The sequence below is a fragment of the Vibrio pelagius genome, from assembly GCF_024347575.1.
Taxonomy (GTDB): Bacteria; Pseudomonadota; Gammaproteobacteria; order Enterobacterales; family Vibrionaceae; genus Vibrio; species Vibrio pelagius.
Map to the genome: position 1 here is coordinate 201,942 of NZ_AP025505.1, position 25,165 is coordinate 227,106.

Consider the following 25,165-nt stretch of genomic DNA (forward strand, 5'->3'; position numbering starts at 1 on the left):
AAAATGAAAAACCGTTTCATTCATCACAAAAGCGCACAGTTTTTTTGGTAATCAACACCTATTTAAAGCAATATTGAACCATCGTTTTATTTTTTCGAATTAGTCAATTTAACTTTAGAGGTAAGTGTTATGAATATTGACATTATTGTTGTCGGTGTCTACTTCGTCTTCATGATCGCTGTAGGTGTCATATTCAAGCGTCTAGCAGGCAACTCAACCAGCGATTACTTTCGTGGGGGAGGCAAAATGCTGTGGTGGATGGTGGGCTCCACAGCCTTTATGACCCAATTCAGTGCATGGACGTTCACTGGAGCAGCAGGCAAAGCCTTTACCGATGGTTTCCCTATCATGGTCATTTTCATGGCCAACGCATTCGGCTTCCTACTTTCTTGGTTGTTTTTCTCCTACCGTTTCCGTCAAATGCGCGTTGTAACCCCAGTAGAAGGTGTACGACGTCGATTTGGCACGACAAACGAGCAAGTCTTTACTTGGGCAACCATGCCAACCAGCATCGTTTACACGGGTATTTGGCTCAACGGTCTAGCGCTATTCGTTAGTGCAGTATTCAAAATCGATATTGAGACAACCATTGTTGTGACCGGTCTGATTGTTCTGTTTATTTCCGTTATAGGCGGCTCTTGGGGTGTGGTTGCGTCCGACTTTGTGCAAATGGTCGTCATTATGGCGGTCACCGTCGTGTGTGCCGTTGCAGCCCTTATAAAAATTGGAGGCCCGAGTAATCTAATTGAACAGTTCCCAGCAGACTCAATTATGGGTGCGAACATGAACTACCCGTTACTGTTCGTGGCATGGTTCATTTTCATGTTTGTTAAACAGCTTCAAAACATCAACAACATGCAAGACTCATACAGATTCTTGACGGCCAAAGACTCGACCAATGCGCGTAAAGCGGCGCTGCTAGCCTTCGTTCTTATGCTAATCGGTCCTGCGATTTGGTTCATGCCGCCATGGGTGACAGCGGTTCTTTACCCTGATGCTGCACTAGCCCACGCTGACGCGCTTGGCGGCAAAGCAGCAGATGCGGTTTATCTGGTATTCGTTGAACGTGTGATGCCTGTCGGTATGGTCGGTCTGCTTATGTCAGCGGTATTTGCGGCAACCATGTCGTCAATGGACTCAGGCCTTAATCGTAACGCGGGTGTTTTTGTTCGTAACTTCTACAGTCCAATCATCAACAAGAAAGCATCTGAGAAAAAACTGATGCGTGTCAGCCAGGGCGTCACCATGGTGTTTGGCGCTCTGATTATCGCGGTAGCTCTATTCATCAACTCGCTTCGTGGATTGAGCCTATTTGATGCCATGATGTACGTAAGTACATTGCTACAAATGCCTATCCTAGTTCCTCTGTTCTTCGGCATGTTCATTAAGAAGACACCAGATTGGGCAGCTTGGGCAACGCTAGCTGTCGGTATGGTGGTCTCTTACATGGTGAGCTTTGTCATCACACCAGATGTCATCGCGAACCTACTCGGTATCGAGGGCGGCTTCACCAGTCGCGAGGCATCAGACCTAACGGTAATGAATGGCATCATTGGTCACCTTGTGTTCACTGGCGGTTTCTTCTGCCTAACCACTAAGTTCTACAAAGAGCCACAAGGCGAACGTAAAACAGAACTTAACGAGTTTTGGACTGATGTGGCAACCCCTGTTATCGAGGAAGAGGGACAAGATGCGGTCGACCGCCAGCAGCGCAGCATGCTTGGTAAGCTCATCTTAATCTTCGGTGTTTTGGTTGTCGCTATGGTACTGATACCAAATCCATTCTGGGGTCGCATGGCATTCTTGTTCTGTGGCGGCGTGGTACTAACCGTAGGCGCTTTACTGTTAAAAAGCGCCAAAGAGACCAAAGTGCTCAAGGTGCAAACTCAAAGTTAACGTAACGACAAGGGGCTGGCCACCAGCCCCTATTTTGCGTTTAGCAAACCGTTAGCGACCAGTGACCTATTTCATCATTGTAACCAATGTCACTGTTGAGTTTTCAAAAAATATTTCGAGATGAAACCCATGAACCAATACATCCATGACGATTTTCTTCTAACCTCAGATTTGGCTCGCCGCTTGTTTCATGACTATGCCAAAGCCATGCCGATTATTGATTATCACAATCACCTAGATGCAAAGCAGATCTGGGAAAACCACCGTCCGAGTAACATCGCTGAATGCTGGCTGCATAGTGATCATTATTTATGGCGAGCGATGCGCAGCAATGGAATTGAAGAACACTATATAACTGGCGACGCTTCCGATATGGAAAAGTTCGCAAAGTGGTGTCAAACGGCCCCTTACCTACTCGGCAACCCGCTTTACCAGTGGTCTCACCTAGAGCTAGAGCGATTCTTCAATTGTTCACTAATATTGAATCCAGACAATTGCGATGCTATTTGGTCACACTGTGAAGCCGAGCTTGCTACATCCAGACTCACAACTCAGAATGTCTTAAAGCAGTGCAACGTCACCGCCCTTTGCACGACAGACTCACCGCTCTCCGATCTTCGCTATCACCAACTGATTGCCGAGTCCGACTTTGACGTTGAGGTGCTTCCTACATTTAGAGCAGACGAACTCTTTGCGTTTGACTCGCCAACTGCATTTCTCAATATGATTGATACATTGAGCACAATCACTGCTCTTCATATTGCCTCCATCAATGACTTCCTCAACGCGATTTCAAAGCGAGTCGAAGCATTTCATGACGCTGGCTGCCGGTTGTCCGATCTTGGGCTCACTCAGGTGAATTTTGCTCCTTGCTCAGACAATACGGCTCAGAAACTGTTTGAGAAACTGCTATCCGGGCAAGTCCTCAAAGATACCGAAAGCACACAGCTTAGCTCTTATCTATTCAACCAATTAGGTCAACACTATCACAGCCGTGGCTGGGCAATGCAGCTCCATATAGGCGTTCTGGTTAATGTCAACGAACGCAGAAAACAGGAGCTTGGCGGTGGCACCGGATTTAGCGTTATGAATGATCGCCTCATTGCCGAAAACCTAACCCAACTTCTCAGTCAATTAGATTTAACCAACCAGCTACCGAAGACGGTATTGTACAGCATCAATCCGAATCACAATGCGTTACTCAGTTGTATTGCCGGAGCTTTTCAAGACAGTGACTCCCCCGCTGGAAAAATCCAATTTGGCGCAGCATGGTGGTTTAACGACCACAAAGACGGCATGGAAGCGCAGCTCACCACATTAAAGAACTTAGGAACTCTAGGGCGATTCATCGGTATGTTGACCGATTCTCGCAATGTATTTTCCATGAGTCGTCACGAATATTTCCGCCGTGTACTCTGCAACCAACTCGCCTCATGGGTTGAAAATGGCGAGCTTCCAAATAATGACGCTCTGCTCAAAGAAACCATCGAAAACATCTGTTATTACAACGCAGAGCGCTACTTTAATTTTCCTCAATCCGAACTCACAGGGGATGCTCAATGATCCAGTTTAGCGAACAACAAATCCAATCCATCAAACAGCGCGCTTCTGAGCAAACCATCGCCCAACTAATAGAAGACAATCGTGTTGTGCTTAATAGCGACACCTTGGTTCCCCCTGATGGTCGTGCGACTTGGAACCTCTATTACTTTTGCCCTGAACATGGCGTCCGCCTAACGTGGGATCGTGAAAAACCCCTCTCACACTGCTGCCCTGTTGACGGCAAAGAGTTTACAGGTGAACCTTATGACGGCGCTTGGTGGCGATGGCTAAATGGCCTGAATGCAAAAGCGTGCTACGACCTTGGCTTACTGTGGAATCTAACCGGTGAGCAACGTTTCTTTGACAAGGTAAAAGACATCCTACTCCAATCCGCTAAATACTATCCGGATTACGAGGTTCATGGCGGTATCCCGTACAACGGCCCCGGTAAAGCCAATGCGCAAACCCTATGCGAGGCAAACTGTCACCTAGATCTTGCTCGCGGTTATGACTTCATTCGTGAGCAACTGACCTCGGACGAGCAGTCGTACATCGAACAGCGCCTATTGCGTGAAGGGGCTGAGTTTTTAATGGAGTACCGAACTGACCAGCTCCACAACCATGAGATGAAAATCAACGCCACGATTGGTGTCATTGGGCTTATCTTAGAAGAGAGCCGCTACATCGATTTTGCTCTGAATACTGACTACGGAATCCATTATCAACTTAACCATGGCTGCTCAGAAGAGGGAATGTGGTTTGAAGGTTCGATTCACTATCACTACTACGCCTTACAAGCGCTGTTGAACTTTGAAAAGATTGCCTACTCGACGCCTCATTCAGTAAGCTCAAATCCTAACTTTCTGAAGATGCTCAAGTTCCCTCTCAACTTAGTGCTTAATACGGGTGATTTCCCTCGTCTCAATGACTGTATCGCCGGCCAAGAGCGCATTACTCATTCACACCTGTTTGAGTTTGCCTACGCGCAGTACCCTTGTGATGAGTTTGCGAGTGTTCTAACCAACATCTATCACAACATCTCTAGGGATAACATCGATGCGCTACTTTACGGTGTTGATGAACTGCCAAAGGCGGTGCCATTGCAATGTCAATCTATCCATACCGCTCAAGCAGGCGTGACGATTCATTACGACCAGAGCAATGATCATTCGCTACTTCTCAAGCACAGTCCGTATGGCGGTGAACACGATCACTACGATCGATTGGGCTTAATCATTGTTCGCAATGGCAAGGAGATCCTGCCCGATCTCGGCACCACCGGGTATGGCGCAGAGCTGCACTACGGCTACTACAAGAATACCGCTACGCATAACACTCTCGTCGTGAATCAACAGAATCAATCGCCAATCGACCCTATACTGCTTCATTTCTCGGACTCACCGATTTGCAAAGTTATAGATACGCTTGCTGATTGGAACCAACCACCAGCGGAAGTCGATAGTCACACCATTGAGCAATGGGATAGTCAGGCATATCAGAACGTTATGTTCAGACGTATCTTATTCTGTGTTGGTGAAGCCTATGTTGAAGCCAACCTGATCGCCAATCCACATCAGCAACAGTTGGATTTGACCTACCACGTTCGCGGTGAGCATACCGACACGGATAACTTTGAGAACTGCTCTAACCCGTTGCCGGGCGCACTCAACCGGATGACAAATACACGTCAGTTAAGCTCGGTTTCAGCACACTCCCATCACTATACCATTGAAGGACAAACACCATTTAGCCAGAGAATGGTATTCAGTTCGCCATGTGATGTCTTGATTGGTGAAGCGCCAGATAACCCTGCGACTTCAAACCTTGCATACACCTTGATTCGCTCTAATGCGACCGCGTTAAACACCTTGGTGCTACACGACCTATCGGAAAGCGCAGAGCTTCTACTTGAAGACGTCTCTTGGAACGACACTGAAATCACATTCAGTATCAATCAAGATGGTAACAAAACGACCATCACCTATAACTTGCATTCGCATTCATTGCGAACTCGCAGTTGGCGCCCTGAACACGAGAAACTGACATTCAGTTAATTGATAAAGCCAGCTCTTTCCACAGAGAGCTGGCTTCAGTTCTATGAAAACCTTATGTAACTTGGAACTCCAATCGAGAGTTTGAGTCTATTGGGATGATTTCAAACATATAAAATTACTGCGACCTCAGTTTTTACAATGAGATAATCTTCAGAAAAACATTAGTTAAAAGGAGCTAAAACTCTTAGGATATCTACGAAAGCGGACAAACTCCCTTACATTCGTTTAGTGTTATAACCTCTATTCTAAAGCCTCTAAGCTAAAGTCAGATATAATCACAGCGATAACGCAAGTCGCGAAGAGTTGTTTAAAAGGCCAAATCATATCGTGAATAATACACGCAACATTCAGTCAGTAGAGCGCACTTTCTTAATACTCGAGACTCTATCTCTAAGCCCAACAGAACTATCCCTTCATGAGATCAGTGTAAGTGTCGGCCTTAACAAAACCACAGCTCATGGCTTACTCGCGACACTGCACTCGCTCGGTTATGTCACAAAAAACAAAGCGGGGTATGGTTTAGGTTTACGCTTTAGAGAGCTCTCAAAGCCATTGGAACAAAAAGACGAGGCGATCCGTTCACACTTCTATCCTTTAATTGAACGTATGGCAAAAATGACAGACAACACTGCTTATCTCGCTGTCCAAAGCGGCGCGCAAGAGTATCTGTACATCGATGCTGTTGAGAAGAACAACCCGTTAACCATTCGCAGCCCCCGTGGTAAACGAGAGGGGCTCATATCGTCGGCAATAGGAAAGGTATTCCTGTCGTTCGACGACTCTCTACTTCGTCACCTAAGACTCAAAGGACAGGTATCGTCGCAACTCGAAAAAGAGCTAGCAAAAGTCAAAAAACGAGGCTTCGCACTCGACTTGGAGCAAGCGGAACCAAATCTACACTGTCTGGCAATTCCTTTGTACCAAGAAGGTGAACTCGTTGCTGTAGCTGGTGTCAGTGGCGATGCTAAAGAACTCACTCAAGCTCGGTTGGAACACTTCGCTAACCTGTTTCTAAGTAAATGATCAAGGCAAGATTGTTCGCTCGCTTACCTCTCCGTTCGACATTATCGAATATATAGGCGTTAATTGTTACCTTGACGCCTGTTGGTATCGACGTCCAATAGAATAATCGACATCAAAGCAATAAATTGAGGAGAAGAAATGTCGACTGTTTTAATTACCGGCGCAAATCGTGGGCTAGGACTGGAATTTGTACAACAGTATCTAAACAAAGGGTGGGATGTTATTGCCACCTGTCGTTCGCCAGAGAGTGCTGAGAATTTAGTAGAGCTGTCACACACGGCCAACGTTGAATTGATAAAGCTCGATGTGACTATAGAGGAAGATATCAATCAGTTGGGCAAGTCCCTCCAAAATAGAGCCATTGACCACCTAGTTCTTAATGCAGGCGTATTGGGAGAAAACTGCTCAACACTTGGCGAAATGACACAATCTAAGTGGCTAGAAGTGTTGAACATTAACACCGTCGCCCCTGCACTGATCATTCAAGCATTGAGAAACAATGTCGCTTCAAGCGAGCTAAAAACTATCGTAGGAATTTCCAGCCGAGTGGCCAGTATTGGCGACAATGGTTCTGGTAACATGTATAGCTACAGAACGTCTAAAGCTGCGCTCAACCAGATCCTAGTCTCTGCAGCGAGAAACCTTGCAGAGTACGGAGTAAAAACACTCGCGGTCCACCCAGGCTGGGTTCAAACAGACATGGGTGGAACAGACGCTACTTTTACCGCTCAAGAGAGCGTCTCAGGGATTATCGCTGTTGCGGAATCCCTGCCGTTCGAAGAGTCTGGTAGTTTCAAAGTATTCGATGGTTCAGAGGTTGAATGGTAATCCTCCAACCTTTTAAAACGAAAACAGCCCCAAACTGTTGAGTTCTGGGGCTACTTTTGTCAATTAGGCAGGAGGGTTAGAGCTTCACTACGGCAGATCAAACACCAGTGCCGTTACTGATTCATTTGATTGGTTAGCAAAACTCAATTGGCTCTGAGCTTCGATTTTCGCACCATCTCCAGAGGTGAGAAGTACGTCATCAACCGATAGCTGCCCTGTTACTTGATGAACATACACCTTCCGGTCATTGGCAATCGGCAGTTCAATACTCTGTCCCGGTTCAAGGATAAGTTGGAACAGTGAAGCATCTTGTTTTATATGTAAGGTACCATCGCGACCATCGGGAGTTACTATAGCCGTAAGGCCAGTGTTCTTACCAAAATATTTCTGTTGGTAACCCGGCTTGTTACCAGAGGTATTTGGTTGAATCCAAATTTGTAGGAATTTTAAGTCCTCACTTTGTGAACCGTTGTATTCACTGTGATAAATACCACTGCCGGCAGACATAAGTTGGAACTCTCCAGCAGGTAGCGTTTGTACATTACCTTCGCTGTCTTTATGCTCAATCACACCCTCTAGGACGTAACTAATGATCTCCATGTCACGGTGTCCATGGGTATCGAAGCCCGCGCCCGGCTTGACTAAGTCATCATTGATCACACGCAAAGCCGAAAACCCCATGTGTTTTGGATCGTAGTAGTGACCAAATGAGAATGTATGTTTGCTATCTAACCAACCGAAGTTTGCTGTTCCTCGATCGTTTGCATGACGTAATGTGATCATAATGGTTTCCCCTTCAGCTTCCGGCTTAAGCCAATTTTTTAGCTAATATTTCGTCAATTGCTGCTTTCCCTGCGCCCGAGAACGCCAAAGAGACACTTGCGGCAAGCAGTGCTAAGCCAAACTCGTAACCATTATTTGACATGAACAGACCGTTTTCAAAATGGACCGAGAAAATAGCCACTAACATGGTTACCGCTAGTACCGCCGCAGCCGGACGTGTAAGCAACCCTAAAAAAATAAATAGGCCACCGAAGAACTCTGCGCTGCCTGCCAAGAAGGCCATCAACATCCCAGGGCCAAGTCCAATTGATGCCATCCATTGTCCTGTGCCCTCAAGGCCATAACCACCAAACCAGCCAAATAGTTTCTGAGCACCGTGTGCCATAAAGATAACACCAACGGGGACTCGAAGTGCCAGTGCACCAAAGCCAGCGTTAGATTGTGCGAGTTTTTGAAGAAGTGCTTTCATAGTTGTGTCCTTAAAGTTATTCGATCAATGTGAGGTCGCTTAACTGCTCTCCCTCAGCTGTTGATGAACAGTCTAGGCGGCACGGCTAACAGAAAGAATCCGGTAGTTTTGATGCATTAATTCAAATTTTTCGAACAAGATTCATTGAACTATTTCTCGAATCAAATTGATAACATAAAATTATTATTAATATAAATTATGATAATTTCATTTAATTAAAGTAAGCCCCTATTATTCTCTCCATCGAAGCGAAACGCTGAAAACAAGACAATTTATCTAGACAGATTTTGGAGCAGAATATGAAAATGAATCACGTTGGTATCATGGTTGGCGATATGGACAAAGCGGTAGAGTTCTACACGAAAGCCCTAGGTCTTCGCGTTGTAATGAACAACACCAAAGTGATGGAAGAGCGTGAGTCAGCAATTGGCCGTATGTGTATTGCTGTGTTTGGTGAAGGTTTCAAAGGTTTCAACATTGCTCACCTAGTAACATCAGATGGTATTGGCGTAGAGCTGTTCGAAATGGTTGACCGTGAAGAGCGTCATAACGTTGACTTCTCTCGTCTAGGTATCTTCCACTTCTGTTTGCAGCTACCAAAAGAGCAGTTTGAATCAGCGATCCAACGTGTTGAAGAGTTTGGCGGTAAAGTACGTATGGATATCATGCGCTACCACCCAGAAGACGACGCTAAGCAAGCACAAATGGTTTACCTAGAAGACCCGTTTGGTAACTTATTTGAGTTCTACTCACACTCTTACGAAGATACCTACGCTTCAGATTACGAGTAATTTCCTAACTCAGAAATGAACGACTTTTCAATGCCCTTTAGCGACTATTGCTAATGGGCATTTTCGATCTTTTGATGACACTTTAAGTCATCAATGGGTTAGTCGTATTTAAGCGCAATAGATTGATAGTTATCGCGTCACTTCCTCGCCCAAGGTGGCATCCCGCAACAATGCCATTGACATAGAATCCAAAATCACATCGTAAAGACAGGCGACATGCCACTCTGTTGTCCGTTGAGAAGCAGAGTTCCGATAACGATTAGTAGCATTCCACCAAACAGCTGCAAGTAATGGCCGGCAACTTTCCATGTTTCGCTACCGTTTTTATTACCTGCCGATAGATAACGTTTTACTAAGTGTTTTCCAGTAAGCGTCATTATGGCGATCAGCGAAGTGGTCAACGCGGTGCCGACAGCCATCGCCAACGCACTCAATACGCCCATCCAATACATACCAACAACATTGGCAAACAGCAGTACCATAACCGCACCAGTACACGGTCTTACGCCAATGGTCACAATAATCCCAGCATATTCTCGTAAGGTTGACGCTTTATTAATTGCCTCTGCGTCTGCTACATGTTGATGGCCACATCCACAGTCTGCGTGATGCGTATGAGCAGCTGGCTTTTGAATGCTTATCGAGTTTATGGTTGGTGCTTGCATTGTTAGCGGTGACTGTCCACTCGTCGCGAAGCCAGTAATGGCTTTCACTTTAAGTTTAGGTTTTCGCATAGTTTGATAGATGTTGCGCAGCGCTTTCCAACAGATCAAAGCACCAACAGCAGCAACCAAACCAAAACTCAATAAAACAAACATATTTGCTTTATCATTCACCACGCGCATTGATGCGTTGAAGCCCCAGATCAAAACACTAACCAGCATTATCGCAACCAATGCCTGCAATAATGCAGAAACGACAGTAAGCACCAAACTCGCTTTAGCTTTTGTGGGATGGGTTGCTAAGTAAGTCGAAACAATCACTTTGCCGTGTCCAGGTCCCAGTGAATGAAGCATACCGTAAACAAAACTAAAACCAATTAAGTAACTCCCTGCAGCCCATGGTGAAGACTTTGCTTCATAGAGTAAATCAGCAAGTTGAGCGTTTACTTCTCTTTGCCACTGAATACTTGATAAAACCAAAGACGGCCACATTGTCCAAAGCTGGTAGAGACCAACAATCACAAGTAGCGCTGCGCCGGCCCCGATCAGGCAGTGGTTTGTTTTAAATTGACTTTTCTGCATTGGATTAGAACCTATAATTCTTCATTTGTTACCAACAGCATCACTGAGAATCGGTGACTGTTGCACAGTTAAGTTCGATGGATTGAGTAAATAGCTGACCTAACGTGTTATCAGGGTCAGCATCAACTGACAACGACATCGCATAACTCATCTGCTCTGGCGTCGGGTTAGGTTCAACCAACTTAAGTGAGCACTGCCTTTCCAAATCAGGTGATAAACTGACGTCGCTCTTAGAGCTCCACGACATATCAACAAAATAGCTTGGATCAAAAATAAGTAATCGTAGGGCATCTCTCTTCACCGCCTTAGGCTTAGAGAGGGGCAGATCGAAAGTCATCACGAGTTTCGCTTTATCTCGCTCAAACTTAGCATTCTCGGCTATGGCGTATTTTATTGGCGTTTCACCATCATAGAAGTAAGTGAAGTAGTGCTCATACATCATGTTGTCTATCACAGATGACGCAAGCTTCTTAAAAGTCTCTTCTTCACTCTCTGCGGCTATGTCTTCACCATCGAGCATATACATAGACGTCATGGCATCAAACGACCACTCCATCGATAGGCCAGTGATCATCCCATTCTCCCCTTCTATATGGGTTTTCATTTCGATCCAGGAGTGAGGGTGAGCTTGTAAGTTAGGAGTCACAAAGAGCAGTGCAAGAGAAGAGAAAGCCAATCTGTTAGGGCGAAGCTGCACCATACAATCGATGAGGCGAGACACAATGTGCAAAAAGGAATGGATAAATAGAAGTTGAGGTTTCATGGTGAACATTTACGGCTTTTAGATGATGTTATAATATAACAATTATCGTGATGTTCACACCACTCATTCTCATACGAAACTTAAAGCTATATAGCAAAGCTGTCTTTAACAGAAAGACCAAAACTAAAAAAGCCACCGATTTATCGTAATGTCAGATAAATCGGTGGCTTTTCGAATAACCTAAACGAAACTATCGCTTCTTACCCTGTTGTACTAATTTCTCATGCCATGCCGTACTTCCATCTCGCTTGCTCACTTCATATTCGGCGCAGAATTGAGAGATGGTCATATTGTTGTCTCCCGTCGCTAACTTGAGCGCCAGTTGAACTTGTTGCAGTTTACTCTGCAATCGCAAAATTTGCCCTGCATTTGGGCTCTTTTCTTTTGCATACTTTAGTGCTGCGTGCTTACGTTCTGCCGCACCTGCTCTTCGGTCTGCTTCGCCTAACAGAAACTTTAGCTGACCAATCGTTTTACCTTTTTTAAAAGCTGGTTCAAGCAGCTCTGCACATTCGTCGAAAGTTGGGTTTTCAACGTATGGATCTATTTTACGAGCTTGTTGGCGCATCCACTCTAGCGCTAATTCTTCGTCTGACATCGTGAAACCTTGGCGAACAAAAGAGGCATATGATATCGCTCATTAAGGACAGGCTGCAACAGCAGATTCATACCAGGCCAGTAACCTCACGGACAGTTTCAAAGTTTCATTATGAAGTATAGTGACCACGTTTCTTTATCCACCTCTCTTTACAACTTTTAACCCAGTATCCTTGCCTGACTCTTCAGTTTATGGCTCAATGGCCGCAAATATTTCATAACTCGTTACACAACGCGACGCATGAACACTTTACATCTGCTGCCATGCAATCGAAACTTCTAATGAAGTAACTAGCAGCGATATAACCGAGTCAATACAGCATTATGAACAACACGACCGAAAAAAAGTCGAATCCCCTATTCGAGATCCTTTTTAACGTATTTATTCCATCTTTCATCTTGATGAAGTTTAGTGGCGAAGAACACTTAGGCACCGCAATGGCGCTAGTTGTTGCCTTGCTATTCCCTGTCATTTACGGTGGTATGGATCTTATCCGTAACAAGAAATTCAATTTCATCGCAGCGCTTGGTTTCATTAGCGTTTTATTAACGGGGGGGATTGGCCTACTTGAGCTAGACACTCGTTGGTTAGCACTTAAAGAAGCCTTGATCCCGGGGCTTATCGGCTTAGCAGTCTTGGGCTCAACATTTACTCGTTACCCATTGATGCAAAAAATGCTTCTTAACGACAGCGTGCTTAACCTACCGCTCATCAATGAACGTCTTGAAGCCAACGGCAAAAAAGAAGCCTTTGATCGTTGCTTAATGTCTTCAAACTACCTATTCGCAAGTACGTTCGCTTTCTCTTCAGCAATGAACTACTTCTTAGCAACGTGGATTGTAACTAGCCCTGCTGGCACAGCAGCGTTTAATGAAGAGCTAGGCAAACTCACTCTTTACAGCTACCCAGCGATTGCCATCCCAAGCATGCTGATGATGTTTGGTATTTTTTACTACATCTGGCGTCAAGTGCGCGCAATGACTCACTTAGAGACCGAGCAAATTTTTCACACTAAGTAACGGTTTAATTTAAACAACATAACGCCTCAAACGGAACAATTCGTTTGAGGCGTTTTTTTATCTTAGTTAAACAACCCAACTCACCTGCCCACCACCCTTCACAACAGATCAATAGGATTTTTCTATCAAAGAAATAGAAATAAGTGATCTGCTTTTTTGCCGTTTTGATGCCATTCTTAATGTATAGACATATAACCATAATTATCTTATGGTTATATTTAATTAATAATACAAATACCTCAAACTGGATAGATAACCCCCTTTCACGAATCGAGTTTAAGGTTGGTTATTTATTAACTTCGTCGGATTCAGGAGATAGATATGCACGGTGAGCAAAATGGTAATGCGGGCAAATGCCCAGTTATGCATGGCGGTAATACAACCCTTGGTGGTAAAGCAACAAAAAACGTCGATTGGTGGCCTAACCAATTGAACCTAAAAATCCTCCACCAAAACGACACCAAGTCGAACCCGCTTGATGAAAACTTTAATTACGCTGAAGCGTTTAAAGCTCTGAACCTAAAAGCTGTAAAAGCCGACCTTGAAGCGCTGATGACCGACTCGCAAGATTGGTGGCCAGCGGACTATGGTCACTACGGCCCATTCATGATCCGTATGGCATGGCATGCAGCAGGAACCTACCGAACGTCAGATGGACGCGGGGGCGGCAATACGGGCAACCAACGCTTTGCACCACTCAACAGTTGGCCAGATAACGGTAACCTAGACAAAGCTCGTCGCCTTCTGTGGCCTATTAAGAAAAAATACGGCAATAGCCTTTCGTGGGCCGACTTATTTATTCTTGCGGGCAACGTTGCAATCGAATCAATGGGTCTACCTACCTTCGGTTTTTCTGGCGGTCGCCAGGACATTTGGGAACCAGAAGAAGACATCTATTGGGGTGCTGAGAGTGAATGGCTAGGTGATGAGCGTTATTCTGGTGACCGTGAGCTTGAAAAGCCACTGGCAGCCGTACAAATGGGGCTAATCTACGTAAACCCAGAAGGTCCGAACGGTGAGCCTACTATCCTGGCATCAGGAAGAGACATTCGCGATACATTCGCGCGTATGGGTATGAATGATGAAGAGACCGTTGCTCTAGTCGCAGGTGGCCATACCTTTGGTAAAACGCACGGTGCTGGCCCTGAATCAGCTATGGGCCCAGAGCCAGAAGCGGCACCACTTGAAGAGATGGGCTTCGGTTGGAAAAACAGCTTCGGCAGCGGTAAAGGCGACGACACAACCACCAGCGGCATTGAAGGCGCTTGGACGCCAAACCCGATTCAGTGGGATAACGGCTACTTCGATATGCTATTTGGCTACGACTGGGATCTAGTGAAAAGCCCAACAGGTGCGTGGCAATGGGAACCGATTGGCGTGACGGAAGATCACATGGCACCGAAAGCCCACGACGCTTCTGTGAAAGTGAAAACCATCATGACCACGGCAGATATGGCAATGCGCATGGACCCTATCTACGGTCCGATTTCGAAGCGATTCCACCAGAATCCTGAAGAATTTGCTGACGCATTTGCTCGTGCTTGGTTCAAATTAACGCACCGTGACATGGGTCCTAAGAGCCGCTATTTAGGTGAAGAGTCTCCAGCAGAAGATTTGATCTGGCAAGACCCACTACCAGCAGCAAGCTTTGGTGCACTATCAGACAGTGATATCGCAGAGCTGAAACAAGCGATTCTAGCAACTGACCTAACGGTATCCGAACTGGTTTACACAGCGTGGTCTAGTGCATCGACATACCGAGGTTCAGACTACCGAGGTGGTGCAAATGGCGCTCGTATCCGTTTGGATCCTCAAAAAGATTGGGAAGCAAACCAACCAGAACAGTTGGACAAGGTACTGACTAAACTCGAGTCCGTTCGTTCGGCATTCAACACCAACGACCGTGGTATTTCTATTGCTGACCTGATCATTCTGGCGGGTAACACTGCGATTGAGAAAGCAGCTCAAGATGGTGGTTTTAATGTCGACGTCCCATTCTCAGGAGGCCGCGTTGATGCCTCAGATGAGCACACTGACGCTGAGTCTTTTGCTGTTCTTGAACCAGAGGCAGATGGTTTCCGTAACTTTGCGAAGAAGCTTTTCAGCGTACCTGCAGAAGAGATGCTGCTAGATAAGGCGCAACTACTTGGTCTATCAGCACCAGAAATGACGGTTCTTATCGGAGGGCTGCGAGTACTGGGCGCGAACCACAACAGAACGCCTCACGGTGTACTAACCGATAAGGTTGGCGTATTAAGCAATGATTTCTTCGTAAACCTAGTTGATATGGCGACTGAGTGGAAACCTGTTTGTCCAAACAATAGCGCTTACTTAGGCACAGACAGAGCAACGGGTGAGAAGAAGTGGACAGCAACACGTGTAGACCTAGTCTTCGGCTCTAACTCTCAGTTGAGAGCGCTCGCTGAACTATACGCGTGTGACGATGCAAAAGAGAAGTTTGTAAAAGACTTTATCGCTGCATGGACGAAAGTCATGAACGCAGACCGTTTTGACCTGAACTAAGGTTTAGGCTCAGAAAGACAAAGGGCAGTGAAACACCTGCCCCTTTCGTAAACAAATCCTTAAACAACAGTAAACTGCCCCCGATAGTGGTACACCAACTATTGGGGGTCTTTTTATGTCCAAATATAGCCGAGCATTTAACAATTTTTATGATGTATGAGCGGATCATCGAAGCAATGAAAAAGGAGATTATTGAGCAGTAAATACTTCTCGCATTAAAAAAGGCCAACCTAGCTAGTTGTTGGCCTACTTAAAGTTACCCACCTATTTTAGGGCGGGATAATGTGGATCGTGGCATCAACCTAAAACTAACGCTCCATATACTAAACCCGCACTGATTACCCAAGTTGGATGAAGCTTTAGTTTCTCTAAGGCAACGGCTGCAAAGACAAACAACAAAACAAAATGACCAATCCCGGCCTCTACGCCAGACATCACAAGCTTGTAGCTAAGAATAACCATCAGTGCTGCGATAACAGGTAGTACCCACGCACTCAAGGCTTTAACTTTTGGAGAATTACGATACTTAAACAAAATACTCATAGCAACGACCATAATAAGAATGGTTGGCGCTGCTGTGGCAAATACCGCAATAAACGCACCCAAAGAGCCACCAACTTCATAGCCAATATAACCTGCCATCTTAGTCGCAATTGGGCTTGGCAGTGCATTACCTAACGCCAACACTTCTGCGAAACGCGTTGCATCCATCCACCCATAATGACCCACTACTTGGGCCTCAATCAAAGGGATGATCGCAGGACCGCCACCATAGCCGACAATGTTTGGAATAAAGAAAGCTAAAAAGATATCAATATAAACCTGCATAATTATCCCTTCTGCTTAGTAGTTTCTAGTTCGGCCTTCTTTTTTGGCTTCACCAAGACAGCAATCAAGACTGCCGCCACAATAAGACCAGGGTGAACACCCAAGCCTAGAATAAGCCCCAATGAACCTAGCGCTAATGTACCCGTTGCCATAGCACCAACGGCTTTATGTCCTTTAAGAAAAAAGTCGTAACACAGCTTTGTCATCATCCAAGCTACGATTGGCACCACACCTTGTGCCATACCCGCAACCCAAGGAGTGTCACGATATTCGTTTAGTAAGCCAAGTCCCGCAATCATCACGATTATCAACGGAACAATAGTCGCCACAACGGCATTGATACAGCCAACAACCCCACCGACTTTGTAGCCTATATAGCCGGCCATCTTGGTCGCGATAGGACCAGGGAGTGTATTGCCAATCGCGAGCACGTTGGAAAACTCATCGTCTTCCATCCATTTGTAGTTATCAACCACTTCTTTGTGGACCAACGGAATCATGGTCGGGCCGCCACCAAAGCCAAATACGCCAATGCGGAAAAAGGCATTAAACAAATCAATTTGTGTTTTCATGATTGCCTCTAGAATGCTGCAATTGAGCCGTCAGTACGTGCTTCTGTGCCACCGCACAATACGCCTGTCTGAGGGTCTTTTACGATAATCTGACCACGTCCGTAAGTGGTGTAATCCGACTTACGGATTAGACCACCTGTCTTTTGTGACAAAGCATCAATATTATGTACTTTTTTAAAATAATCGATTATTTTAACATTGTGCAACAAATTAATCACACACCAATGATCTAGTCAATAACAAATGTTAAAAGGGACTTACCATTGACACAGACTAAAAGTTCGATAATTTATCAGAAAATAAAACAAGATCTCTCAGAGGGTCGGCTACCCTCAGGTGAAAAGCTAAAAATATCTAAGCTCAAAGAAGATTATGATGTTAGTTTAACTCCCTTAAGGGAAGCATTAAGTCAATTAGCAGCGCAGGGGTTATTGGATCAAGAGACTAATAAAGGCTTTTCAGTCCCTAAGTTGAGCTATAGCGATATTCTCGATATCAAACAAACTCGTATATTGATTGAGACGGCTGCATTGGAGTTATCTCTAAAGAATGGTGACATGGAATGGGAAGCGAGCTTGGTTGCTGCACACCATAAACTTGAGCGATTAAGTCTTTCAGTAAAAGATCTAGAGGCGTGGAGCCAAGCTCACGAAAATTTTCATTCAATTTTGCTCTCAGGCAGTGATTCCAAGTATCTGATTCAATTTTCAACACGGCTGAACCTAGCACTCGATAAATATCGTTGTATTGCGGAACCTAACCCAGAGATCCGCCAAAAGCTTGATGAGCAGCACAGTGAGCTATTACAACTTGCGCTTGATCGAAATATCAGCCAAGCGATTGAAACTCTCACCTCGCATATCGACCTCTCTTGCCAATCCGCTATCGAGCTATTAAAAAATAGAGATAAAGAAAACATTCTTTAAACATCTAAAATTTAATAGCTAGAAGTCGCTATCTCTTAACCACCAGCCTGGCAGTTCTAAGGTCTTGGTAAGTTCATACGCTTCAAGGATGGTTTATAACCTAAACCATCCTTGCTATTACGTTTTTATTAAACTCTTTTACTTTTCTCTCTAATAGCGCTAACTAATCAAAGGACATCTTCGGCGAGTCAAATACCGTTATCTCCGGCAAGTCGCCTTCAAATTTCGCTATATTGACCAACGCGCTGTGGGCGGCAGTACTTTGTGACAGCTTCGATGTGCGTTTATCGTGAGTGAGAACATTCGGATTACCATGCTTATCAAGGCTGCCTTTTTCACTTGGATTCATCGGATCATACCATGAACCAGTACACAGATATATGGTTCTTTCTCGAATATCTTCAGTCACAACCGCACCCGCTAGGCAGGCACCTCGTTCATTGAAGACTTTAACGATATCGCCGTCTTCAATGCCTCGAGCCTTCGCATCTACCGGATTGATCATCACTGGCTCACGCCCTTTAATCTTAGCATTTCGGCTGTAACTACCTGAGTCGAGTTGGCTATGCAGCTTAGTTTTCGGCTGTCCTGAAATCATATGAAGCGGGAAGGTTTCCGCTTGTTTGGATTTCAACCATTCTGTCGGAGGTAACCAGGTAAACTGCCCTGGACAATCATCGTATCCAAACGAAGCAATACGTTCACTGTAAAGTTCGATCTTACCGCTTGGTGTCGTCAATGGATGCAAATCTGGATCTTGCCTAAAGTCTGCAAGCAATACAGTGTCTGGGTTCGGATCCGCAAATTCAATAACGTCCCCATTCAAAAACGTTTCAAAATCGGGAAGTTCAACGCCTAAGTTTTTCGATTCAGGGATAAGCTTTTGCCACATGCTCTCAAGCCATTGACGTGAGGTCTTGTTTTGCGTGAAGTCCTCTTCAATATCTAAGCGCTTTGCTATCTCTGTGAAAATATCAAACTCGTCACGAGCTTCGCCAACCGGCTCAACGACTCTAGGCATAGGGATCAAGCTATTGTCACGAGAGCCAGCACCGATATCTTCTCGTTCGAGTGTTGTTGTTACAGGTAATACAATGTCGGCAAATCTTGCTGTTGATGTCCAGTTAATTTCATTAACAATAATAGTTTCTGGCTGTTGGAATGCCTCTATCAAGCGGTTAATGTCTTGATGGTGGTGGAATGGGTTGCCGCCGGCCCACCAAACCATACGAATGTCCGGATAAGTGAGATCCATACCGTTGTATTGGTATTCAGCCCCAGGGTTGAGCAACATGTCAGAGACACACGCCACCGGAATAAACGCGTCAACGTCGTTTTTGCGTTGTGGAAATGCTGGCCAGCGAATAGGACGATGCATCAGTCCAATCCCACCATCAGAACCGTATGCAATAGCGTAGCCACCACCAGGTAAGCCAATTTGGCCAAGCATAGAAGCTAGGGTGATCGTTCCCCAAAGCGTCTGTTCGCCATGCTCCGTTCTTTGAACCCCTGCTGCGGTACAGATAAAGGTGCGTGACTTTGCCATCTGGCGAGCAAGCTGTTTAATGCGTTCAGCTGGAATCTCCGATAAAGCACTCGCCCACTCTGCCGTTTTAGCGATGCCGTCTTTCTCACCAAGCAGATAAGCCTTAACTTCGTCAAACCCAACCGTGTATTTGTCGAGGAATGCGCTGTCATGAAGGTCTTCAACAAGTAAGGTATGTGCAAGTCCAAGCATGATCGCGGAATCAGATCCCGGTACTGCAGCCAGCCATTCTGCTTCAATTTCTGCCGGAGAATCTGAACGACACGGATTGATGTCGATAAACTCCACACCCGCTTTGCGACATGCCAGTAGCTCGTCTTTCAATCGGTGACGTGTACAACCGCCAGGAGACACTTGAGCGCTCTTAAGTGGTACCCCACCAAACATAACGACCAACTCCCCCTCTTTGGCGATCGTAGACCAGCGAGTTGCAGTCGATGTCATTTTGTTAAAGTCACCGACAATATGTGGCAACAGGATAAGTGCCGTGTTGTAGCTGTAGTTACCTTCACTACTTACAAATCCACCAGCGCAGGTTAAGAATCGTTTAAGCTGACTTTGTGCATGATGAAAGCGACCCGCACTGCCCCAACCATAAGAGCCGCCGAATATCGCTTCGTTACCGTGCTCATTACGAGTGGACTTAACCGCTTTACTGATGAGGCCGAAGGCTGTTTCCCAAGAAACCTCGACAAAAGGCTCTTGACCCCTTGTGTTATTTTTGTGCTGTGGACCATTCTCAAGATAGCTTTTACGAACAGCCGGTTTCTTTATTCTGGCTGAGCCATAAAGAGAGCTATGCATATTGTCATTGATAGGAGAAGGATCCGTATCAAGTGGATGTGCACTGACGCGAACTAATTTGCCGTCCTTGACCTCTGCAATCCCTGCCCCCCAGTGACTGGAGGTTGTGTACTTTTTCGTCATATTGTTACTTAGTTAAGTGATAAGAACGTCGCTTCACCAATGTGGTGGCGAACAACGCTTGTCATAGATGCCTAGCAAAAGGCTTTGGCTGAAAGTGTACCCTTGTGAAACACGATTGTTCCAGACCTCATTCAGGATATTTAAGAATACATTATTACCAACAGACCATTGAGTAAAGATAAGACCCAAGCAAGGTGTTTTTAATTACAACGGTGCTTCGTTTTCTTTGAGCCTACAGGCACTAAGAGACACACACCTGATCTTAACTACGAAATGAAACGTAACTGGTTGCCTAAAAAGGGAAGAAAATTCTATGGCAACCGTTTATGTAAGCATCGGCAGCAACATCAATCGCGAATATCACGTCACACAGTCTCTTGAGGCACTGGAAACTCGCTTCGCCCCTCTTCATATTTCCAGGTTCTACGATTGTGTGCCGGTTGGTTTTGAAGGGGACAATTTCCTTAACCTAGTCGTCGGCTTTGAATGCGATCTTTCGGTTGCCGACTTGTCGAAGATACTTCATCAGATCGAATTAGATAATGGTCGTGAGCGTCAAACCAAAGCATTTGCAGCACGGACGATGGATATCGACATCCTTCTTTACGATGATCTAGTCGGAGTTATTGACGGAGTAGAACTGCCTAGAGGTGAAATCACCGAATACGCTTTCGTGCTGCGACCACTTGTCGATATCGCTGCTCAAAAACGCCACCCTACTCTCGACATTTCCTATCAGCAGCTATGGGACAACTTCGACCAATCGAGTCAAAAAACTCAGCCCATCTCTTTTACTCGGCATGTTACCTAGGCCGCTCTACACGAAGAAAGGTAGCAGGCAAGCTCTGTATCTCTTCACCCTTACTGATCTTTTCCTGAAAAAAGCACGTAACTGACTTCACTTTCAAAGGACGGGAAACTTTTATGAATCACAACGCCATTATCACCATTACAAATCTCAGACTACGAACCTACATTGGCTTCAACGAAGAAGAGAAAACCAAGCAGCAAGACATCGTTATCAACGCGGAAATCCACTACCCCGCCAACAACTTGTGCCTAGCTGATGATGTGGACAATGCGCTTAACTACAAAAACATTTGCAAGAAAATCATTCAGCACGTCGAATCCGGACGATTTTTGCTCCTAGAAAAATTAACCAGCGATGTGCTTGGAATCTGTATCGACCATTCATGGGTTCGTTACGCGCAAGTGAGAATTGACAAGCCTCACGCACTGCGTTTTGCGGATTCCGTTTCGCTTACCCTGAGCTATGAAGCAGACCAAGACAACAATGCATAAGGATCGAGGCTATGTTAACTAAAGAAGCAGAAAAAGTAAGAGAAGCTTTGTTGGCGAAAGGGCTTGAAACGCCAATGACACCGAGCGAAATGAACAGCGATCAGAAGTACAACCGTATCAAAGGGCTGCTAACTGAAGTAGTGAGCACACTAGGATTGGACTTGACCGATGACAGCCTCGCTGAGACACCACACCGAATTGCCAAGATGTATGTACACGAGATATTTTCTGGGCTCGACTACAATAACTTCCCAAAAATCAGCGTTATAGACAACAAAATGTCGGTTGATGAGATAGTTAAAGTATCCGACATCGACTTAACTTCAACGTGCGAGCATCACTTCATCACCATCGATGGCCTAGCACAAGTCGCCTATATCCCTGAATCTAAAATACTGGGGTTATCGAAAATCAATCGTATTGTTCGATTCTTTGCTCAGCGCCCTCAAGTTCAAGAGCGTCTGACACAACAAATCTTAGTCGCAATACAGGCGCTGGTTGAAACAGAAAACGTTGCCGTAACCATCAAAGCCACTCACTACTGCGTGAAATCGAGAGGCGTTATGGATGCCAACTCTGAAACCACGACGACCGCGTTGGGTGGTATCTTCAAAACTAACCCTCAAACCAGAGCTGAGTTTTTACGATGAGTGAGACGATTCTAATAACCGGTGTGGGCAAAAGACTAGGGTTCGCGCTGGCGCAGCAGCTTCTGTCAGATGGGTATAAAGTGATCGGCACTTACCGAAGCGACTACCCTCAACTGCAACAGCTTCGCGACTGTGGAGCGGACCTGCAGCAGGTAGACTTTTATCAACAAAGCAGCCTAGAGAGTTTTCTTCATTACGTTGCTCGAGAGTACAGGACACTTCGAGCAGTGATACATAATGCCTCCGATTGGAAGCCAGAAAACAAACAAAACCCGAGTGAAAACGCCTCTCAAATCATCAGCCAGATGATGACGGTACATGCGAGCGTGCCCTATCTGATCAATTTAACACTCAAAGAGCAACTAGTGGCTAGTGACGAAACTTCAGACATCATCCATATCAGTGATTATGTCGCGGAGAAAGGCAGTAAAAAACATATCGCTTATGCCGCCAGTAAAGCCGCGCTCAATAACCTAACGCTCTCGTTTTCTGCCATGTTGGCTCCCAAGGTCAAAGTAAACACCGTCTCTCCGGCTATGATCAAGTTCAATGATCATGATGACGATGCTTACAAGGCGAAAGCTCTGCAAAAAGCTTTGATTCCTGCGGAGGCCGGCTTTAAAGAAGTGATAGATGGGATTAAATATGTGTTGGCCAGTCACTACATGACAGGAAGAACACTACACCTTGATGGTGGAAGGCATTTGAAATGATGCGTTTGCCAAGGAAGTTTTAAAGAAAGAGGTAACATAAGTGCCTGAAGCAGACACTTATGGGAGGTATTTACGATCGCTTACAAGGCGGCTTTTTTCGCTTCAGAGATCCAGGCATCAAATTGTGCTTGGTTAGCCTTAATCCAGCCGTTAACATGAGATTCGATATCGTCTGAGCTATTCTTACCTTGGCTCATCATCATATTTTGCGCGCTTACATCGTTAATGTTGAGCTTGATGATCTCAAATAACTTTGCTGCGGCTGGGTTCTGCTCTGCGAACGCTTTGTTAGCGACAATGCGCATTGAGTTCATTTCAAAGCCGTAGTTCTTACCATTTGGTAGAGTAGTGTCGACATTTTCTCGCTCACCAGGTAATGCGGAAAACGGTACTTCCAACCAAACTACATCTTTACCAGGAACAAGCTCACCACTTACCCAGTATGGAGTCCACGTGTAATACAAGATAGGGTCGCCTTTTTTGTAACGAGAAATCGTGTCGGCAATAATCGCGGCATAATTGCCTTGGTTGTGCGTGACATTATCTCTCAATTCAAAGGCACTAAGTTGCTCCTCAATGACCATTTCACAACCCCATCCAGGGTTACACCCCGTCAAGTCTGCTTTACCGTCACCGTTGGCATCAAACAGCTTGGCTAGTCTGGGATCTTTGAGCTGGCCGATGTTGGTAATGCCGTATTTTTCGGCTGTTTTTTTGTCAATCAGGTAACCTTGTGCCGCACTACTTACATAGTTGCCATGACGGTAGAACTTTTCATCGCCTCCTGACATGGCGTATTTGTCTGCGTGAAGCGGGAACCAACCAACTGCTAGAAACGTCGCGTCGCCCTTAGCAATCGATGTGTATGCCACATTGTAGTCTACTTCTTTGGTGTCTTTGACGTCATACCCCAAAGCCTCAAGTGCTCGGTTCACAATCAAAGTTTGAAAGGTCTCTTCCGCAACAGTCGATTGAACGGGTTGAACAGAGACGCCCTCTCCTGGAAGTGTGCTCGCCGATACTGAGTAGGACAATGCAATACTTGATAACGCACTGATTGAAATTGCTTTCTTCCATGAATCGCTCATTTTAAATTCTCCTTAAGTAATGCTTTTGAAGGTTTAGATTGCTTGATTATTTTTGATACAAAGGCGATTGGCCCCGTTTGATACCAGCGCGTCTTGGTGTCTCCCACGTTTTGACCGAGCTCTTGAGTAATGCGATCCAATAAAATGGCGAGTACAACAATACCCAATCCACCCACGGCAGCTAAACCCATATCGAGCCTACCGATACCTCGCAGAACCATTTGTCCCAAACCGCCTACAGCAATCATTGACGCGATGACAACCATAGATAAAGACAACATTAAGGTCTGATTCACACCAGCCATGATGGTCGGTAGAGCAAGAGGCAATTGAATGCGGTAAAGCATTTGTTTGTCATTGGCACCAAAAGCATGCCCTGCTTCAATGAGCTCTTCTGGTACTTGTTGTATACCTAGAATGGTGAGTCTCACCACTGGCGGTAAGGCGAATATGATTGTCACAACGACACCCGGCACATTACCGATGCCAAACAACATGACTATTGGTACTAAATAGACAAAAGCAGGTGTTGTTTGCATGGCGTCAAGAATGGGACGAATAAACTTGGCGGCAGTATGACTACGCGCCAGCCAAATGCCGAGCGGGAGGCCGATTAACAAACAGAAAAACACCGATGTCATGACCAGAGAAAGTGTTGTCATGGCTTGCGACCATGCTCCAATCAAACCTATAAACGTCAACGATAGCAATGTCGCAACACCAAGACGTAAACTTGAAAACTGCCACGCAAGCAGAAACAAAATCATAATCATGAAAGGTGCTGGTGTAGATACCAACGCGGTTTCAAACGACGTTAAAATAAAATCGATTGGGACACGAATCGCTTGAAAAAGTGGTCGACCATGTTCAACCAACCAGTTGAGCCCTGATTCCACCCATGAGTCCAGTGGTAAAACTGATTCTTCAAAAGGGTTTAGAACATCGAAAGGCTTTTGCTCGACCGTTTCGCTGCTTAACCAATCCGCGGACGTGCTAGCTTGACTTGCCCCCCACGGATCGCTGCTCGCCGTTTCACTACTTTGTGACCACGGGTCATTTTGAGCTTGTTCTGATGACATG

The 25,165-nt window shown here is 45.5% G+C and carries 24 protein-coding genes; 13 read left to right on the plus strand and 11 right to left on the minus strand.

The window, feature by feature from the left end:
• Positions 1-129: 129 nt before the first annotated feature.
• From vsple_RS21045 to vsple_RS21065, 5 genes are all read left to right on the plus strand, one after another.
• The gene (locus tag vsple_RS21045) at positions 130-1,896 is read left to right on the plus strand and encodes a sodium:solute symporter family protein (protein WP_261884049.1); all 1,767 of its coding nucleotides are present in this window, start codon (positions 130-132) and stop codon (positions 1,894-1,896) included.
• 129 nt (positions 1,897-2,025) lie between these two features.
• A complete protein-coding gene (gene uxaC / locus vsple_RS21050; RefSeq protein WP_261884050.1) occupies positions 2,026-3,459 on the plus strand; it encodes a glucuronate isomerase in 1,434 nt (477 codons plus the stop codon).
• Positions 3,456-5,492 carry a heparinase II/III domain-containing protein gene (locus tag vsple_RS21055; RefSeq protein WP_261884051.1) on the plus strand — a complete coding sequence of 679 codons (2,037 nt, stop codon included), beginning with the start codon at positions 3,456-3,458 and terminating at the stop codon, positions 5,490-5,492. The genes uxaC and vsple_RS21055 overlap by 4 nt, the downstream gene beginning before the upstream one ends.
• A gap of 324 nt (positions 5,493-5,816) precedes the next feature.
• On the plus strand, positions 5,817-6,515 hold the full coding sequence (locus vsple_RS21060) for an IclR family transcriptional regulator (RefSeq protein ID WP_420833831.1): 699 nt from the start codon (positions 5,817-5,819) through the stop codon (positions 6,513-6,515).
• 138 nt (positions 6,516-6,653) lie between these two features.
• Positions 6,654-7,343: an SDR family oxidoreductase gene (locus vsple_RS21065; RefSeq protein WP_261884053.1), complete on the plus strand. Its 690-nt coding sequence runs from the start codon at positions 6,654-6,656 to the stop codon at positions 7,341-7,343.
• Positions 7,344-7,430: 87 nt separating this feature from the next.
• On the opposite strand, the gene vsple_RS21070 is transcribed toward vsple_RS21065, so the two are convergent.
• Both vsple_RS21070 and vsple_RS21075 read right to left on the minus strand, forming a co-directional pair.
• Positions 7,431-8,126, minus strand: a complete 696-nt coding sequence (locus tag vsple_RS21070; protein WP_261884054.1) for a pirin family protein — start codon at positions 8,124-8,126, stop codon at positions 7,431-7,433.
• Positions 8,127-8,151: 25 nt separating this feature from the next.
• Positions 8,152-8,595 carry a DoxX family protein gene (locus tag vsple_RS21075; RefSeq protein WP_261884055.1) on the minus strand — a complete coding sequence of 148 codons (444 nt, stop codon included), beginning with the start codon at positions 8,593-8,595 and terminating at the stop codon, positions 8,152-8,154.
• A 299-nt stretch (positions 8,596-8,894) separates the two neighbouring features.
• Between vsple_RS21075 and vsple_RS21080 the strand changes: the two genes are divergently transcribed.
• Entirely contained in the window at positions 8,895-9,386 is a 492-nt protein-coding gene (locus vsple_RS21080) for a VOC family protein (RefSeq protein ID WP_255232883.1), read from the plus strand.
• 194 nt (positions 9,387-9,580) lie between these two features.
• Here the strand turns inward: vsple_RS21080 and vsple_RS21085 are convergent, their stop codons facing one another.
• The 3 genes from vsple_RS21085 to vsple_RS21095 all read right to left on the minus strand — a co-directional run bounded on the left by vsple_RS21085 (position 9,581) and on the right by vsple_RS21095 (position 11,991).
• Positions 9,581-10,630 (minus strand): nickel/cobalt transporter, encoded by a 1,050-nt coding sequence (locus tag vsple_RS21085; RefSeq protein ID WP_261884056.1) that lies wholly within the window; start codon positions 10,628-10,630, stop codon positions 9,581-9,583.
• A gap of 40 nt (positions 10,631-10,670) precedes the next feature.
• Positions 10,671-11,330: a DUF1007 family protein gene (locus vsple_RS21090; RefSeq protein ID WP_261884350.1), complete on the minus strand. Its 660-nt coding sequence runs from the start codon at positions 11,328-11,330 to the stop codon at positions 10,671-10,673.
• Positions 11,331-11,583: 253 nt separating this feature from the next.
• Positions 11,584-11,991 (minus strand): hypothetical protein, encoded by a 408-nt coding sequence (locus vsple_RS21095; RefSeq protein ID WP_261884057.1) that lies wholly within the window; start codon positions 11,989-11,991, stop codon positions 11,584-11,586.
• A 323-nt stretch (positions 11,992-12,314) separates the two neighbouring features.
• Between vsple_RS21095 and vsple_RS21100 the strand changes: the two genes are divergently transcribed.
• Positions 12,315-13,010 (plus strand): VC0807 family protein, encoded by a 696-nt coding sequence (locus vsple_RS21100; RefSeq protein ID WP_032550739.1) that lies wholly within the window; start codon positions 12,315-12,317, stop codon positions 13,008-13,010.
• A gap of 321 nt (positions 13,011-13,331) precedes the next feature.
• Entirely contained in the window at positions 13,332-15,533 is a 2,202-nt protein-coding gene (gene katG / locus vsple_RS21105) for a catalase/peroxidase HPI (RefSeq protein WP_261884058.1), read from the plus strand.
• Positions 15,534-15,830: 297 nt separating this feature from the next.
• Here the strand turns inward: katG and vsple_RS21110 are convergent, their stop codons facing one another.
• Genes vsple_RS21110 through vsple_RS21120 form a run of 3 tightly spaced genes read right to left on the minus strand, consistent with a single transcriptional unit; the run spans position 15,831 to position 17,085 of the window.
• A complete protein-coding gene (locus tag vsple_RS21110) occupies positions 15,831-16,361 on the minus strand; it encodes a chromate transporter (protein ID WP_255232880.1) in 531 nt (176 codons plus the stop codon).
• A 2-nt stretch (positions 16,362-16,363) separates the two neighbouring features.
• Positions 16,364-16,933, minus strand: a complete 570-nt coding sequence (locus tag vsple_RS21115) for a chromate transporter (protein WP_261884059.1) — start codon at positions 16,931-16,933, stop codon at positions 16,364-16,366.
• Positions 16,934-16,941: 8 nt separating this feature from the next.
• Positions 16,942-17,085, minus strand: coding sequence for a hypothetical protein (locus vsple_RS21120; RefSeq protein WP_276538452.1), 144 nt, complete (start codon positions 17,083-17,085; stop codon positions 16,942-16,944).
• Positions 17,086-17,196: 111 nt separating this feature from the next.
• Here vsple_RS21120 and vsple_RS21125 point away from each other — a divergent pair, with 111 nt between their 5' ends.
• Entirely contained in the window at positions 17,197-17,859 is a 663-nt protein-coding gene (locus tag vsple_RS21125) for a GntR family transcriptional regulator (protein ID WP_261884060.1), read from the plus strand.
• A 163-nt stretch (positions 17,860-18,022) separates the two neighbouring features.
• Here the strand turns inward: vsple_RS21125 and vsple_RS21130 are convergent, their stop codons facing one another.
• Positions 18,023-20,332, minus strand: coding sequence for a molybdopterin-dependent oxidoreductase (locus tag vsple_RS21130; protein ID WP_261884061.1), 2,310 nt, complete (start codon positions 20,330-20,332; stop codon positions 18,023-18,025).
• Between the two features lie 313 nt (positions 20,333-20,645).
• Between vsple_RS21130 and folK the strand changes: the two genes are divergently transcribed.
• The 4 genes from folK (at position 20,646) to folM (ending at position 22,997) form a co-directional block, all read left to right on the plus strand.
• Positions 20,646-21,143: a 2-amino-4-hydroxy-6-hydroxymethyldihydropteridine diphosphokinase gene (folK, locus tag vsple_RS21135; protein ID WP_261884062.1), complete on the plus strand. Its 498-nt coding sequence runs from the start codon at positions 20,646-20,648 to the stop codon at positions 21,141-21,143.
• Between the two features lie 113 nt (positions 21,144-21,256).
• Positions 21,257-21,634: a dihydroneopterin triphosphate 2'-epimerase gene (gene folX, locus vsple_RS21140; RefSeq protein WP_255232876.1), complete on the plus strand. Its 378-nt coding sequence runs from the start codon at positions 21,257-21,259 to the stop codon at positions 21,632-21,634.
• Positions 21,635-21,645: 11 nt separating this feature from the next.
• The gene (gene folE / locus vsple_RS21145) at positions 21,646-22,284 is read left to right on the plus strand and encodes a GTP cyclohydrolase I FolE (protein WP_261884063.1); all 639 of its coding nucleotides are present in this window, start codon (positions 21,646-21,648) and stop codon (positions 22,282-22,284) included.
• Entirely contained in the window at positions 22,281-22,997 is a 717-nt protein-coding gene (gene folM, locus vsple_RS21150; RefSeq protein WP_261884064.1) for a dihydromonapterin reductase, read from the plus strand. Before folE ends, folM begins: the two co-directional genes overlap by 4 nt.
• Before the next feature lie 80 nt (positions 22,998-23,077).
• On the opposite strand, the gene proX is transcribed toward folM, so the two are convergent.
• Together proX and proW are read right to left on the minus strand one after the other, a co-directional pair.
• Positions 23,078-24,085 carry a glycine betaine/L-proline ABC transporter substrate-binding protein ProX gene (proX, locus tag vsple_RS21155; RefSeq protein WP_261884065.1) on the minus strand — a complete coding sequence of 336 codons (1,008 nt, stop codon included), beginning with the start codon at positions 24,083-24,085 and terminating at the stop codon, positions 23,078-23,080.
• Entirely contained in the window at positions 24,082-25,164 is a 1,083-nt protein-coding gene (proW, locus tag vsple_RS21160; protein WP_261884066.1) for a glycine betaine/L-proline ABC transporter permease ProW, read from the minus strand. Before proW ends, proX begins: the two co-directional genes overlap by 4 nt.
• Position 25,165 lies beyond the last annotated feature (1 nt).